Origin of the sequence: Streptomyces sp. NPDC088915, from assembly GCF_044749825.1 — a bacterium.
GTDB lineage: Bacteria > Actinomycetota > Actinomycetes > Streptomycetales > Streptomycetaceae > Streptomyces.
Genome location: NZ_JBIVIR010000006.1, coordinates 292,935 through 306,908, shown reverse-complemented (window position 1 = coordinate 306,908; position 13,974 = coordinate 292,935). Strand labels below are relative to the sequence as shown.

Genomic DNA, 13,974 nt, shown 5'->3' with positions numbered 1-13,974 from the left:
CCGGACGCGCGGACGCCCCCCGGGGCGTACCGCGGGGGTACGGCCCGGAGGGCGGGGCGGGGCTCCGGTGGTCCGGGAGCCGCTACTTCTTCGGGGTCTCGGCCGGGGTCTTCGGCGCGGCCGCCGGGTCCGGGGCCTCCTCGAAGGAGACCCGGCCCATGTGGCGGTTCATCGACTTCATCAGCATCCAGACCGCCAGGGCCAGGACCGCGAAGACGACGAAGCCGAGGACGCCGGGGGTCACCTTGTTCTTGTCCAGCTCTTCGGCGGCGAAGGGGACAAGCTGGGTCAGTGCCAGGTGTGCGCTCATGTCAGGCATTGTCGCGGATGCCCGCGAAGAGATCTTCCTCGGGGAGGGAGGTCGGCACCAGCGCCTTGCTGAGCTCGTACTCCTCCGTCGGCCAGACCTTCTTCTGGATCTCCATGGGCACGCGGAACCAGCCGCCGTCGGGGTCGATCTGGGTGGCGTGGGCGATCAGCGCCCGGTCCCGGGTCTCGAAGAAGTCGGCGCAGGGCACGAAGGTGGTCAGGGTCCGCTCCTTGCGCTCGAACTCCTTCCAGCGCTCCAGCCACTCCCCGTAGGGGGACTCCAGGCCCTGGTCGAGGAGCGCCTGGTGCAGCGCCTCGGTGCGGGGGCGGTTGAAGCCCTGGTTGTAGTAGAGCTTCAGGGGCTGCCAGACCGGGCCGAACTCGTCCTCGGGGAACGCCTCGGGGTCGCCCGCGCCGTCGAAGGCCACCATCGTGATCTTGTGGGTCATGATGTGGTCGGGGTGCGGGTAGCCGCCGTTCTCGTCGTAGGTCGTGACGACCTGGGGACGGAAGGAGCGGATGCTGCGGACCAGCCGGCCGGCCGCCTCGTCGACGTCCTGGAGCGCGAAGCACCCCTCGGGCAGCGGGGGCAGCGGGTCGCCCTCGGGCAGGCCCGAGTCGACGAAGCCCAGCCACTCCTGGGAGACGCCGAGGATCTCGCGGGCCGCGTCCATCTCCTTGCGGCGCACCTCGTGGATGTTCGCCTCGATCTCGGGGTCGCCCTGGAGCTTGGGGTTGAGGACCGAGCCGCGCTCGCCGCCCGTGCACGTCACCACCAGGACGTCCACCCCCTCGGACACGTACTTGGCCATGGTGGCCGCACCCTTGCTCGACTCGTCGTCGGGGTGGGCGTGAACGGCCATCAGTCGGAGCTGCTCAGTCAAGACTCGATCCTCAGTGATTGGTCGCGGAGGGAGGTCTCTATAGTGACGGAATCGGGGGGCCGAAAATTCCGCCACCCCCCGGCTTCGAGAGGATCGATCATGAGCGCGGTGCGAGAGCAGCCGCCCGAGGGACGCTACGGGCGTTCCGCGGACGAGCGGGCCGACCGCAAGCTCAGGATCGTCGGGTCCGTGCTCGGGGTCCTCTTCCTCGCCGTCCTCGGCTGGTTCGGCTGGTACTACGTCGTCGACAGCAGGATCAGCGCCGAGCTGATCAAGTTCGACGTGGTGAGCGCCTCCGAGGTCCAGGTGCACCTGGAGGTCCGCAAGGACGAGGGCGTCGAGGGCGTCTGCACCCTGCGCTCGCGCTCCGAGGACGGCACCGAGGTGGCCCGCAAGGACGTGCGGATCGACGACCCCGCCGCCCGGGTCGACCAGGTCTTCTCCCTGCGCACCACCGCCCGCGCGACGAGCGCCGAGCTGATCGGGTGTACGACCCGGTAGCGGTGGGTAGGGAGCCGGTGACTAGTCCCGGCGGGTCACCGCTGTGAGCTGGGGCGACGCCATTCCGGTGGTTTATGTCCTCCCGCTTTCCGCCACTCATTGTTAGGCTCGTGGTTTCGCCCACCCGGGACAGCACAGCATTCCCGTGTAGGGCGATGCTTTGTATTCCCAGTACCTACGAGGAGCACCTGTGACCCAGACCAGCGACAACGTCACCTGGCTCACCCAGGAGGCGTACAACAAGCTCAAGGACGAGCTTGAGTACCTGTCTGGTCCCGCGCGTACCGAGATCGCCGCCAAGATCGCCGCCGCGCGCGAAGAGGGCGATCTGCGCGAGAACGGCGGGTACCACGCGGCCAAGGAGGAGCAGGGCAAGCAGGAGCTCCGGGTCCGTCAGCTCACCCAGCTGCTCCAGCACGCCAAGGTGGGCGAGGCCCCGGCGGACGACGGCGTCGTCGAGCCCGGCATGGTCGTCACGATCGCCTTCGACGGCGACGAGGACGACACCCTGACCTTCCTCCTCGCCTCCCGCGAGTACGCGAGCGGTGACGTCGAGACCTACTCGCCGCAGTCCCCGCTGGGCGTCGGCGTCAACGGCAAGAAGGCCGGCGACCAGGCCGAGTACGAGCTGCCGAACGGCAAGAAGGCCGCGGTGAAGATCCTCAGCGCGAAGCCGTACACCGGCTGAGACCCCCGCTCTTCCACGGAGGGCCGGACCCCGGGGGGTCCGGCCCTCCGTCGTGCGCGCGCCTCCGTACGATGAGGCCGCGCCGACGATCACGTCACAGGGGGGCGACGAGATGCTGGAACCACTGCGCGCGGACGCGCCGCGCCGGATCGGACCGTACGAGGTCCTCGCACGGCTCGGAGCGGGCGGGATGGGCGAGGTGTTCCTCGCCAGGGGGGCGGGGCTGCCGGACACGGGGCCGGGTGCGGGTACGGGGTCTCCGGGCGCCGTCCCGGGTGCGGGTACGGGCGGGAGCGCCGGTGAGGGAGCCGCCGGGGCCGGTGAGGGGGCCTCCGGTGGCGGAGCCTCCCGTGACGGGACCTCCGGTGGCGGAGCCTCCCGTGACGGGACCTCCGGTGAGGGGGCCTCCGGTGGCGGGGCCCCCGGCGGCGGGGCCGCCGCGCCCGTCCCGGGCGTCTTCGTCGCCGTCAAGACCGTGCGGCGGGACGTCGCCGGGGAGCCCGCCTTCCGGGACCGGTTCCGGCGGGAGATCAGGGTCGCCTCGCTCGTCGACAGCCCGTACGCCGCCGCGCCCGTCGGCGGGGACGCCGACGCCGGGACGCCCTGGCTGGCGACCGAGTACGTCCCCGGGCCCAGCCTCGCGCAGGCCGTGCGGCGCGGCGGCCCGCTGCCCGTCCCCGCCGTGCGCGCGCTCGGCGCCGGGATCGCCCGCGCCCTGGCCGACCTGCACCGGGCCGGGGTGCTGCACCGGGACCTCAAGCCGGGGAACGTCATGCTGTCCGTCGACGGCCCCCGCCTCATCGACTTCGGCATCGCCCGCAGCAGCGCCGCCACCGCCATGACCGCCACCGGCCTGATGGTCGGCACCCCCTCCTTCATGTCCCCCGAGCACGTGGCCGGGGCCCGGCGCGTCACGGCCGCCTCCGACGTCTTCTGCCTCGGCTCGCTGCTCTGTTACGCGTCGACCGGCGAGGACCCCTTCGGCGACGGCCCCCTCGCCGCCGTCCTGTACCGGGTCTCGCGGGCCGATGCCGACCTGTCCCGGGTCCCGGAGGAGCTGCGCGGGACGCTCGCCGCCTGTCTGGCCGCGGACCCGGCGGACCGGCCGGCCCCGGAGCGGCTCGCGGAGCTGCTCGGGCCGGTCCCCGCGAAGGCCTTCCCGTGGCCGGAGGGCGTACGGGAGCACATCGGGGAGTACGGCGGGGAGCTGGCGCGGCTCGTGGCGTCGGGCGGGCCGCTCCTGGAGGTGCCGGCCGGCTTCGGGCCGGTCGTCGTCCCGGACGTCCCGGGCCTCCACTCCGTACCGACGCTCGCCCCCGGGAGTCCGGCCGCCGTGCCCACCGGTCCCCCGCGCCGGGGGCGGCTGCTCGCCGCCGTCCTGGCACTGGCGGTCGCGGCCGGCGGCACCGGCGCGTACCTGCTGTGGCCGGAGGACGGCGGCGGGGAGGGGAAGGCGCCCGCGAAGGCCGCCGGGCCCCGGGTGCCGGGCGTCGACGACCGCGGCCCGGCCGACGGGTCCGGGTTCGTCGCGCAGAACGCGGCCCAGCGCCCGGCCGGGTGGAAGCCCTGGCGGGCGGAGCTGGGCGCGCCGGCGTTCGGCTGCTCGGCGGGCGAACAGGCGCTCGTCTGCCGGACGACGGACGGCCGGTACGAGGCGCTCGACCCGGCGGGCGGGAAGCGGCTGTGGACCGCCGACCTGGTCGAGGACCCGCGCGACGACCAGAGCTTCATCGGCCCCACCGGCGGCGTCTTCGTCGCGGGCGGCACCGCCGTGCCCGCCGTCCACGGCCCGTACGCCGTCCTGCTCTCCGGCGGGCGCCTCCAGGTCCGGGACGCCCGGAGCGGCGCGGTGCGCTGGGAGAAGGAGGGCCCGTCGGGCGGCGGGCTCGCGACCCGGCCCGTCGTGGCCGACGGGACGGTCTTCGTCCCGACCGGCGACGACGCGGGCGGCCGGATGGCGGCCTTCGCCCTCGCCGACGGACGCGAGCTGTGGTCCAAGTCGCTCACCAACGCCGACCTCGCGCGGGTGGAGTACCGCGACTTCGAGCCGGTCGCCGCCGCGAACGGGCTCGTGTACGCGATGAGCGACGCCGGTTTCGTGGCGTACGACGCGAAGACCGGCGACCAGCGCGGCCAGGTGCCTTCGGAGGCCAAGGCGTGCGACGCCCTGCTCGTCCGGGGCCGGTACGCGTACTGCGCGCCGCTCGACGCGACGAACGAGAGCCCGCTCGTGCTCCACCGCCTGGACGCCGTGACGCTCTCCCCCGTCGGTCCGGGGCGGCTCGCGGTGCCCGCCGGGGTCGCGGAGTCGGGCGCCTGGCCGGCCGCCGTCTCCGACCGCGCCGCCGTCGTCCTCGACGCGGGCCCCCTGCCCTGGACGGACTGGGGGAAGACGGACGCGCCCGCCGGGGTGTACGTCCTCGACCCGGCCACCGGCAGGTCCCTCGGCCACTACCCGGCCCCCGCGCTCACCTCGGCGGACGGCCGGCGGCAGCTCCTCTCGAACCCGCTGATCACGGGGAGCGCGCTCGTGTACGCGGACTTCTCGGCCCTGCGGGTGGTGCCGCTCGGCGCGGACGGCAGGCCCGGGAAGGAGCGGGTCGTGCCGGTGCCGGGCGCGCCCGGACCGCGCGCCGAGGAAGAGTACGACCGCCCGGCCGGGGCGTACCTGGACCGCGAGGTCCGGCCGCCCCAGGTGCTGCCGCTGGGCGGGGTGGCCCACGTCGTGTACGACACCGGGGTCGTCGTCTCCGTCGAGCTTCCCCGCGAGGCTCTCGGCGCGGCGCCCGGCCAGGCCGCCGGTTCGGCCGTCGGTTCGGCCGCCGGTTCCGCCGCCGGTTCGGCCGCTGAAGAGAAGGAGTAGGTCCCGTGCTGGAAGCCCTGCCCCAGGGGCGGCCGCCCCGGTTCGTCGGCCCCTACCGGCTGCTCGCCCGGCTCGGCGCGGGCGGCATGGGCGAGGTCCACCTCGCCTGCCGGACGGACGCGCCGACGGCCGATCCGCACCGGATGGTCGCGGTGAAGACCGTACGGGAGGACCTGGAGGTCGACGGGGACTTCCGGACCCGGTTCCGGCGGGAGATCGCGGCGGCGCGGACCGTGGACGGGCCGGGGGTGGCGCGGCTCGTGGACGCCGGCCCGGACGCGCCCTCGCCGTGGCTGGCGACCGAGTACGTACCGGGCCCCTCGCTCGCGGAGGCCGTCGTACGGACCGGCCCGCTGCCCGCCGGGGCCGTGCGGGCCCTGGGGGCGGCGCTCGCCCGGGCCCTGGCGGCCGTGCACGGCGTGCAGGTGCTGCACCGGGACCTGAAGCCGGCGAACGTGCTGCTCGGCGCGGCCGGTCCGAAGCTGATCGACTTCGGGATCGCGCAGGCCTTCGAGGCGACGGCGCTGACGTCGACCGGCCTGGTGGTGGGCTCCCCCGGCTTCATGGCGCCGGAGCACCTGGTGGGGAGCCGGGCGGTGGTGCCCGCGTCGGACGTGTTCTGCCTGGGGGCGGTGCTCGCGTTCGCGGCGAGCGGCCGGGGGCCGTTCCAGGACGACGAGATGGCCGCCGTGATCTACCGGATCAGCCGGGCGGAGGCCGAACTGGACGGTGTTCCCGGCGAGTTGCGGCCCGTACTGGAGCGCTGTCTGCGGCTCGACCCGGCGGAGCGGCCCCCGGCGGCGGAGCTTGCGGAGCTCCTCGGCGGTAGCGGGGGCGCGCCGGAGCCCTTTCCGTGGCCGGGCGGGGTCCTTTCGCTGGTCGCGGAGTCCAGGGAGGCGGCCCGGGCGGTCGGGGAGGCGGCGGCCTCGGGCACGGGCGTGGCGGACCTGCCGACGCTCGGCCCCGTGGTGCCGTACTCCCCCACGGCGGTGCCGGACCGGCCGGTGGCCCCGGCCGCCGCCCTGGCGGGCCGGCCGCGCCGCTGGGGCGCCCTGGCGGCGGGCGCGGTGGCGGTGGCCGTCCTGGCGACGGCGGGCACGGTGCTCCTGAACCGAACGGACGAGCAGGGGGGCGGCCCGGGGACTCCGGATGGACCTTCCGCCGGCGCGACCGCGGCCCCGGCTCCGGCCCCGGTTCCGGCCTCGCTGAGCCGGGTCGTCCTGCCGTACGGCGGCGCGGGCCGGGCCGGCGACTTCGGCGCGGCGGGCACGGACCGGGCCTCGCGCCCGGCCGGCTGGTCGCCCTGGCGGGCCGAGGTGGAGCCGGGCGGCGGCGCCTGCGCGCTCTCCCCGGAGGTCCTGGTCTGCCCGGGGGACGGCGGCGCGGTCACCGCCCTGGGCGCGGCGGACGGCAAGGAGCGGTGGAAGGTGCCGGGCCGGGGCGAGGGGCTGCGCAGCGCGCCGCAGTACCCGGCGGTCGTCGGCGACACGGCGTACGTCACGGGCCCCGACGGGGTCGTCGCGTACGGGCTCGCGGACGGGAAGGAACGGCGGCGCCTGCCCGGGCCCGGGAGCGACTGGGCCGTGAAGGGCACCGACCTGCGGGACGGGGTCCTGTACTCCACGTACGTCAACATGCGGGACGAGCGGACCGGTCTGGTCACGGCCGTGCGCCTGCGCGACGGGAAGGAGCTGTGGCGCTCGCCGCTCGACGGCCTGCCGGAGCAGCCGGTCGCGGGGGCCGGGCGGGTGTTCGTCCCGGTGGGCACGGAGCCGGTGGCCCTGGACGCCCGCACCGGGAAGGTGGCGGCGCGCGGGGCGGAGTACTGCGGCGGCTTCGTCGTCCGGGAGAAGCAGGAGGAGAGCGGCACCGTGCTCTGCTCCGCCCGGCAGGACGGGGCCGTCGGGGTCCTCGACGCCCGGACGCTGCGGACGGTGCGGACCCTGGGCTCCGGGGTCGTGGCCGGTCCCGCGGTGAACGCCGCGGGGCTCGTCGCCCTCGTCGACGCGGAGGGCACGCTCTTCGCGTACGACCTGGAGAGCGGCCGGGAGCGGTGGCGGGTGGCGGGCGTCTCCGCGGACCGCGTCCACCTGGCGGGCGACCGGGTCGTGACCACGGACGAGGACGAGGTCCGGACCTATCCGGCCGCCGGCCCCTTCCTGTCCACCGGCGGGGAGCAGGGCGCGGTCTACCGGCTGAGCCTGCCCACCGGCTTCGCCTCCGAGGTCGCCGGGGAGCCGCTGGTCGCCGGGGGCGCCGCCTTCCTGCCGCTCCCCGGCGGCCTCGTCGTCTCCGGTTACCTGCCCTGACGCGGGGCCCGGGCGGTCAGGACGCCGCCGAGCGGTACTTGCGGACCGCGAGGGTCCGGAAGAGGACGATGATCAGGACCGACCAGATGACCGACGCCCAGACCGGGTGCTGCATGGGCCAGGCGTCGGAGGTCGAGACGCCGGGGTTGCCGAACAGCTCCCGGCAGGCCTGCACGGTGGCGCTGAACGGGTTCCACTCGGCGATGTGGCGCAGCCAGGGGGTCATCTGGTCCGAGTCCACGAACGCGTTCGAGATGAACGTGACCGGGAAGAGCCAGATGATGCCGCCCGAGGTGGCGGCCTCCGGGGTGCGGACGGAGAGGCCGATCAGGGCGCCGATCCAGGTGAAGGCGTAGCCGAGGAGGAGCAGCAGGGCGAAGCCGCCCAGGACCCGGCCGGCGTTGGTCGGCTCGGCGGAGCCGGTGCGCCAGCCCACGAGGAGGGCGACGACCGCGAGGACGACCAGCGTGACGGAGGTCTGCGCGAGGTCGGCGACGGTGCGGCCGGTGAGGACGGCGCCCCGCGCCATCGGCAGGGAGCGGAAGCGGTCGATGATCCCCTTCTGCATGTCGTCGGCGATGCCGGCCGCCGATCCGGCCGTGGCGAAGGTGACGGTCTGCGCGAAGATGCCCGCCATCAGGAAGTCCTTGTAGACGCCGGCGTCGGTGGTGCCGCCGATCGTCATGGAGCCGCCGAAGACGTACGTGAAGAGCACCACGAACATCACCGGCTGGATGAGCCCGAAGAGGATCATCTCGGGGATCCGGGTCATCCGGATGAGGTTGCGCTTCGCGACGACGAGGGAGTCGCCGACGGCCTGGGCGACGCCCCCGCGCGGCTGCGGCGCCCGGGTCGGGGCCTCGGGGGTCACGGTGCTCACTTCGCCTCCTCCTTCGTGGGGTGCTTGCGGCCGCGGCCGCCCTGCCGGTCCGGGGCGCCGTCCTCCTTCGCCTCCTCCTGCTCGGCCGCGTGGCCGGTGAGGGAGATGAAGACGTCGTCGAGGGTGGGACGGCGCAGGCCGATGTCGTCGATCTCGACGCCGACGGCGTCCAGGTCGCGGATGACCTCGGCGAGCAGCTTGGCGCCGCCGGTGACGGGGACGGTGAGCCTGCGGGTGTGCTCCTCGACGGAGACCTCGCCGTGCCCCGCGCCCGCGGCGGGGCCGGTGTGCGCGGCGCCGTAGCGGCCGAGGACCTCCCGGGCGCCGGTGAGCATCTCCCGGTCGCGGACGACGACCTCGACGCGCTCGCCGCCCGTCCGGGCCTTGAGCTGGTCGGAGGTGCCGCGCGCGATGACCCGGCCGTGGTCGACCACGCAGATGTCGTGGGCGAGGTGGTCGGCCTCCTCCAGGTACTGGGTGGTGAGCAGCAGGGTCGTGCCTCCGGCGACGAGCTCCTTGATGACCTCCCAGAGCTCCTGCCGGTTGCGCGGGTCGAGGCCGGTGGTCGGCTCGTCCATGAACATGACCGGCGGGGAGACCACGAGCGCGGCCGCGAGGTCGAGGCGGCGGCGCATGCCTCCCGAGTACGTCTTGGCGGGCCGGTCGGCGGCCTCGGCGAGGTGGAACCGTTCGAGCAGCTCGCCCGCCCGCGCCTTCGCCGCCTTCGCCTTCATCTGGTAGAGCTGCCCGACCATCCGGAGGTTCTCGCGGCCGGTGAGGTACTCGTCGACGGCCGCGAACTGTCCGGAGAGGCCGATCGAGCGGCGCACCTCGTTGGGGTGTTCGAGGACGTCGATCCCGGCGACGACGGCCCGCCCGCTGTCGGGCCGCAGGAGGGTCGTAAGGACGCGCACGGTGGTGGTCTTCCCCGCGCCGTTCGGGCCGAGCAGACCCAGGACGGTGCCCTCGGGCACGTCGAGGTCCACCCCGTCCAGGGCTCGTACGTCGCCGAAGGTCTTCACCAGACCCTCGGCGTAGATCGCGCCTGGCATGTCGATACTCCCCATGGATCGGGACTTTTTCCCACCGATCCTAGGTTTGGGGGGCGGCCCGCGCCCACCGAATAGGTGATCCGCGCCACAATCCGAGGTCAGGGGCGTACGGGGATCGGCCGAGGACCGTGTACCCGGCGCACGGGGCCGGCCCGGGACCGTGAACCCAGTCCCGTACGGCGGTCAGCCCAGGACCGTGTACCCGGCGTCCCGCAGCGCCTCCGTCACCTCCCGGCAGTGCTCCGGGCCCTTCGTCTCCAGGTGCAGTTCGACCTCCGCCTCGGTCAGGCCGAGCCTCGGGTCGGTCCGTACGTGGCTGACGTCCAGGACGTTGGCGTCGACCACCGTCAGGGCCGCGAGGAGCGACGCGAGCACCCCCGGCCGGTCCGTCACGCGCAGCCGCAGGCTCAGGTAGCGGCCCCCGGCGGCCATGCCGTGCCGCAGCACGCGCTGGAGGAGCAGCGGGTCGACGTTCCCGCCGGAGAGGACCGCGACCACCGGGCCCCGGAAGGACTCCGGGTCGGAGAGCAGGGCCGCGACCGGGCTGGCGCCCGCCGGTTCCACGACCAGCTTGGCCCGCTCCAGGCAGAGCAGCAGGGCGGAGGAGAGCGCGTCCTCGGTGACCGTGCGGACCTCGTCCACGTACTCCCTGACCAGGTCGAACGGCACGTCGCCGGGGCGCCCCACCCTGATGCCGTCGGCCATCGTCACCGGCGACTCGACGACCACCGGGTGCCCGGCGGCCAGCGAGGGCGGATAGGCGGCGGCGCCCTCGGCCTGCACCCCGATCACCTTCACGTCCGGGCGCAGCGACTTCACCGCGAGGCCGATGCCGGCCGCGAGCCCGCCGCCGCCGACGCCGACCACGATCGTGCGGACCTCGGGGCACTGCTCCAGGACCTCCAGGCCGACCGTGCCCTGCCCGACGATGACGTCGGGGTGGTCGAAGGGGTGGATGAGGACGGCGCCGGTCTCCCGCGCGTACTCCTCCGCCGCCGCGAGCGTCTCGTCCACGACCTGCCCCTGGAGCCGGACCTCGGCGCCGTACTCCCGGGTCGCCGCGACCTTCGGCAGCGGGGCGCCGACCGGCATGAAGACGGTGGCGCGCACGCCGAGCAGTTGCGAGGCGAGCGCGACGCCCTGCGCGTGGTTGCCCGCGGAGGCGGCGACGACCCCGGCGGCCTTCTCCTCGGGCCGCAGCCCGGCGATCCGCACGTACGCCCCGCGCAGCTTGAAGGAGCCGGTCCGCTGGAGGTTCTCGCACTTGAGGTGGACCGGCGCCCCCACCAGGGAGGACAGGTGCCGGCTGCCCTCCATCGCCGTCACGCGGGCCACCCCGGACAGCATCTTCTGCGCCCCGCGCACGTCGTCGAGCATCAGCCGGTGCAAGGGGTGTGGTGTACGGAAGCTCATGACAGCAAGTCTCGCAGCTCACGGCCCTGATGACCGACCGGCGGACGGGCGTCGGAACGGGTTTGGACGGGCCCGGTACGGACCCCCCCGGGTCCGCGTACTCTGTCCCCCACCGTCCGACCGCTCCCGCACGAGAGAGACCTCCAGCCATGCCCCCGTCCCAGGACATGACGACCGCTCTCGACCCCGGTCTCCTCGACGCCCTCCAGCACCAGGTGGCCGTCTTCGCCCGCCGGGCCGAGCAGACCCGCCTCGGCGGCACCGGCCAGCTCCGCAACTCCATGGACCGGGCCGCGTACCTCCTCCTCAACCGGCTCGACCGGGAGGGCCCCATGGGCGTCAAGGCGCTCGCGGCGGGCATGGGGATCGACTCGTCGACGGTCACCCGCCAGGTCGCCCCGCTCGTGGACACCGGCCTGGTGAAGCGCACCTCGCACCCGGAGGACGGGCGGGCGGTCGTCCTCCAGCTCTCGCCGCGCGGGCTCGCGCGCCTGGAGGAGGTCCGCTCCTCGCGCCGCCAGTTGATGGTCGAGGTCACGGAGGGCTGGACGCCGGAGGAGCGGGAGGCCTTCTGCACCCTGCTCACCCGCTTCAACACCGCCCTGTCCGCACGCCAGTCGGCGCACACGGGTCAGATGCCGGCGGAGTCCGGGACCACCGGCGGAGGCGAGTCGGCCCCGGCCTCCTGACCGGTCCTCCCGCCCCCTACTCCGGCCCCGACTCCGGCCCCGGCCTCCTGACCGGTCCACCCGGCCCCGACTCCGGCCCCGCTCCCGACCCCGGCTCCTCGCTCCCGACCCCTTGACCCCGCTCCCGGCTCCTCGCTCCCGACCCCTTGACCCCGTCCCCGCGCTGTCGTCGGATGAGGGGATGCAAGAGCGGCGGAGCGGCCGGGACGTCCGACGCGCCCCGCGCGCCCGGGAGTTCGACGCGTTCGCGGCCGGGGCGGCGGGGCGGCTGCTGCACGTCGCGACCCTCCTGACGGCCGAGACCCGCGCCCGGAACCCGTACGCCCGCGCCCTCCTGACGCACGTCCTCGCGCAGACGTGCGCGGCGGAGAACGGAATGCGCGACGACGACCCGTACGCGTACGCGCGCGGCGCGCTCACGGCCCGCTTCGCGCGCGCCGCCCGCCGCCACCGCGGCGGCCGCGGCGGCGCCCTGGCGGCCCTGGGCTCCGAGGAGCGGCTCGTCGTCGTCCTGCGCCTGTACGAGGGGATCGCGGAGGAGCAGGTCGCGGCGCTGCTCGGGGTGACCGAGGCGCACGTCCTGGCGGTCTGCGCCCGCGCGGTCGTCGCGCTGGGCGGCGGTCCCGCGCGGCGCCGGGAGGACCGGGAGACGACGGTCCGGCGGCTCCTCGACACCCCGCACCCGCCGGTCCCCCACGACCTCGTGACCCGGGCGGCGGCCCTCGGCGGGAGACGGCTCCGCAGGGCCCGGCGGACCCGGCGCCTGCTGTGGACCCTGGCCGCGCTCGCCCTGCTCGCGTTCGTGGTGTGGGCGTCGGCGGCCCGCCCGTGGGAGCCCCCGCCGACCGGGACGACGCCGCCGCTCGAAGCCTGGTGAGGACGGATCTAGGCTGGAGGGGAGACGGCACGCGTACCGGGTGCCGAGGAGGCTGTCATGACCAGGAAAGTCGCCGACTGCCGCAGGACGCCGAGCGTCATGAACTGCACCCTCACCATCACCGGTGAGGAGGAGGAAGTGGTGCGGGCCGCCGCCGAGCACGCGGTCTCCGTCCACGGCCACGAGGACACCGCCGAACTGCGGGCGATGGTCCGCGAGGAGCTGGAGGACGAGAAGGTCCCGGCCTGAGGACGGGGGAACGGCCGGGCGGGACCGTTCGAGGTCCCGCCCGGCCGTTCCCTTGCGGCTCTAGCCCAGCGCCTGGCGCAGGTCGGCGAGCAGGTCGTCGGCGTTCTCGATGCCCACCGAGAGGCGGACGAGGTCGGCCGGGACCTCCAGGGCGGAGCCCGCGACGCTCGCGTGCGTCATCCGGCCCGGGTGCTCGATGAGGGACTCGACGCCGCCCAGGGACTCGCCCAGGGTGAAGAGCTTCGCGCGGTTGCAGACCTCGACGGCCGCCTCCTCGCCGCCCTGCACGCGGAAGGAGATCATGCCGCCGAAGGACCGCATCTGCTTGGCGGCGATCTCGTGGCCCGGGTGCTCCGGGAGGCCCGGGTAGAGGACCTGGGTCACCTTCGGGTGCTGGGTCAGCATCTCGACGACCTTCTCGGCGTTCTCGCTGTGCCGGTCCATGCGCACGGCGAGGGTCTTGATGCCGCGCAGCACGATCCACGAGTCGAACGGCCCGGCGACCGCGCCCATCGCGTTCTGGTGGTACGCCAGCTCCTCGCCGAGGGCCGCGTCGGCCGTCACCAGGGCGCCGCCGACGACGTCCGAGTGGCCGCCCATGTACTTGGTGAGCGAGTGCACGACGACGTCCGCGCCGAGCGCCAGCGGCTGCTGGAGGTAGGGCGAGGCGAAGGTGTTGTCGACGACGAGCTTCACGCCGGCCTGGCGGGCGACGCCCGCGACGGCCTCGATGTCGGTGATGCCGAGGAGCGGGTTCGAGGGGGTCTCGACCCAGACCAGCTTCGTGCGGTCGTTGATCGCGTCCCGCACGGCGGCGACGTCGGAGGTGTCCGCGACCGAGAAGTCCACGCCCCAGCGCTCGACGACCTTGGCGAAGAGCCGGAAGGTGCCGCCGTAGGCGTCGTTCGGGATGACGACGTGGTCGCCGGGGACCAGCAGGGCGCGCAGCAGGCAGTCCTCGGCGGCGAGGCCGGAGGCGAAGGCGAGGCCGCGCCGGCCGCCCTCCAGGGCCGCCAGGTTCTCCTCCAGGGCGGTGCGGGTCGGGTTGGCGCTGCGGCTGTACTCGTAACCGCCGCGCAGCCCGCCCACGCCGTCCTGCTTGTACGTGGACACCTGGTAGATGGGCGGCACGACCGCGCCGGTCAGCGGGTCGGCGGTGTTGCCCGCGTGGATCGCGCGGGTCTCGAAGCTCTGGTGGATGTGCTGGTCGCTCATGGTTCAGGAGCGTAGTGCCGCGGGACCTCCGGTGCCGCGTTCGTC

The 13,974-nt window shown here is 74.7% G+C and carries 13 protein-coding genes; 7 read left to right on the top strand and 6 right to left on the bottom strand.

Going from position 1 to position 13,974, the window contains the following annotated elements:
• Positions 1-82: 82 nt before the first annotated feature.
• Both ACIP5O_RS13935 and mca read right to left on the bottom strand, forming a co-directional pair.
• A complete protein-coding gene (locus ACIP5O_RS13935; RefSeq protein ID WP_401292522.1) occupies positions 83-310 on the bottom strand; it encodes a hypothetical protein in 228 nt (75 codons plus the stop codon).
• A 1-nt stretch (position 311) separates the two neighbouring features.
• Positions 312-1,193 carry a mycothiol conjugate amidase Mca gene (gene mca, locus ACIP5O_RS13930; protein ID WP_356541595.1) on the bottom strand — a complete coding sequence of 294 codons (882 nt, stop codon included), beginning with the start codon at positions 1,191-1,193 and terminating at the stop codon, positions 312-314.
• A 99-nt stretch (positions 1,194-1,292) separates the two neighbouring features.
• Here mca and ACIP5O_RS13925 point away from each other — a divergent pair, with 99 nt between their 5' ends.
• From ACIP5O_RS13925 to ACIP5O_RS13910, 4 genes are all read left to right on the top strand, one after another.
• Positions 1,293-1,694 carry a DUF4307 domain-containing protein gene (locus ACIP5O_RS13925; protein WP_401292519.1) on the top strand — a complete coding sequence of 134 codons (402 nt, stop codon included), beginning with the start codon at positions 1,293-1,295 and terminating at the stop codon, positions 1,692-1,694.
• A 190-nt stretch (positions 1,695-1,884) separates the two neighbouring features.
• Complete coding sequence (gene greA / locus ACIP5O_RS13920; RefSeq protein ID WP_356541592.1) at positions 1,885-2,382, top strand: transcription elongation factor GreA; 498 nt, start codon at positions 1,885-1,887, stop codon at positions 2,380-2,382.
• 112 nt (positions 2,383-2,494) lie between these two features.
• A complete protein-coding gene (locus tag ACIP5O_RS13915) occupies positions 2,495-5,245 on the top strand; it encodes a PQQ-binding-like beta-propeller repeat protein (RefSeq protein ID WP_401292517.1) in 2,751 nt (916 codons plus the stop codon).
• 5 nt (positions 5,246-5,250) lie between these two features.
• Positions 5,251-7,554, top strand: a complete 2,304-nt coding sequence (locus ACIP5O_RS13910; RefSeq protein WP_401292515.1) for a protein kinase — start codon at positions 5,251-5,253, stop codon at positions 7,552-7,554.
• A gap of 16 nt (positions 7,555-7,570) precedes the next feature.
• Here the strand turns inward: ACIP5O_RS13910 and ACIP5O_RS13905 are convergent, their stop codons facing one another.
• From ACIP5O_RS13905 to ilvA, 3 genes are all read right to left on the bottom strand, one after another.
• The gene (locus tag ACIP5O_RS13905; RefSeq protein WP_401292724.1) at positions 7,571-8,425 is read right to left on the bottom strand and encodes an ABC transporter permease; all 855 of its coding nucleotides are present in this window, start codon (positions 8,423-8,425) and stop codon (positions 7,571-7,573) included.
• Positions 8,426-8,430: 5 nt separating this feature from the next.
• Complete coding sequence (locus ACIP5O_RS13900; protein WP_401292512.1) at positions 8,431-9,486, bottom strand: ATP-binding cassette domain-containing protein; 1,056 nt, start codon at positions 9,484-9,486, stop codon at positions 8,431-8,433.
• Between the two features lie 183 nt (positions 9,487-9,669).
• Positions 9,670-10,899: a threonine ammonia-lyase gene (ilvA, locus tag ACIP5O_RS13895; RefSeq protein ID WP_401292510.1), complete on the bottom strand. Its 1,230-nt coding sequence runs from the start codon at positions 10,897-10,899 to the stop codon at positions 9,670-9,672.
• A gap of 149 nt (positions 10,900-11,048) precedes the next feature.
• On the opposite strand from ilvA, the gene ACIP5O_RS13890 reads away from it, so the two are divergent.
• The 3 genes from ACIP5O_RS13890 to ACIP5O_RS13880 all read left to right on the top strand — a co-directional run bounded on the left by ACIP5O_RS13890 (position 11,049) and on the right by ACIP5O_RS13880 (position 12,714).
• Positions 11,049-11,588 (top strand): MarR family winged helix-turn-helix transcriptional regulator, encoded by a 540-nt coding sequence (locus ACIP5O_RS13890; RefSeq protein WP_401292508.1) that lies wholly within the window; start codon positions 11,049-11,051, stop codon positions 11,586-11,588.
• Positions 11,589-11,769: 181 nt separating this feature from the next.
• Entirely contained in the window at positions 11,770-12,465 is a 696-nt protein-coding gene (locus ACIP5O_RS13885; protein WP_401292506.1) for a hypothetical protein, read from the top strand.
• A 57-nt stretch (positions 12,466-12,522) separates the two neighbouring features.
• Complete coding sequence (locus ACIP5O_RS13880) at positions 12,523-12,714, top strand: DUF1059 domain-containing protein (protein WP_401292504.1); 192 nt, start codon at positions 12,523-12,525, stop codon at positions 12,712-12,714.
• Between the two features lie 60 nt (positions 12,715-12,774).
• Here the strand turns inward: ACIP5O_RS13880 and ACIP5O_RS13875 are convergent, their stop codons facing one another.
• Positions 12,775-13,929 carry a cystathionine gamma-synthase gene (locus tag ACIP5O_RS13875; RefSeq protein ID WP_356541576.1) on the bottom strand — a complete coding sequence of 385 codons (1,155 nt, stop codon included), beginning with the start codon at positions 13,927-13,929 and terminating at the stop codon, positions 12,775-12,777.
• Between the last annotated feature and the right edge of the window lie 45 nt (positions 13,930-13,974).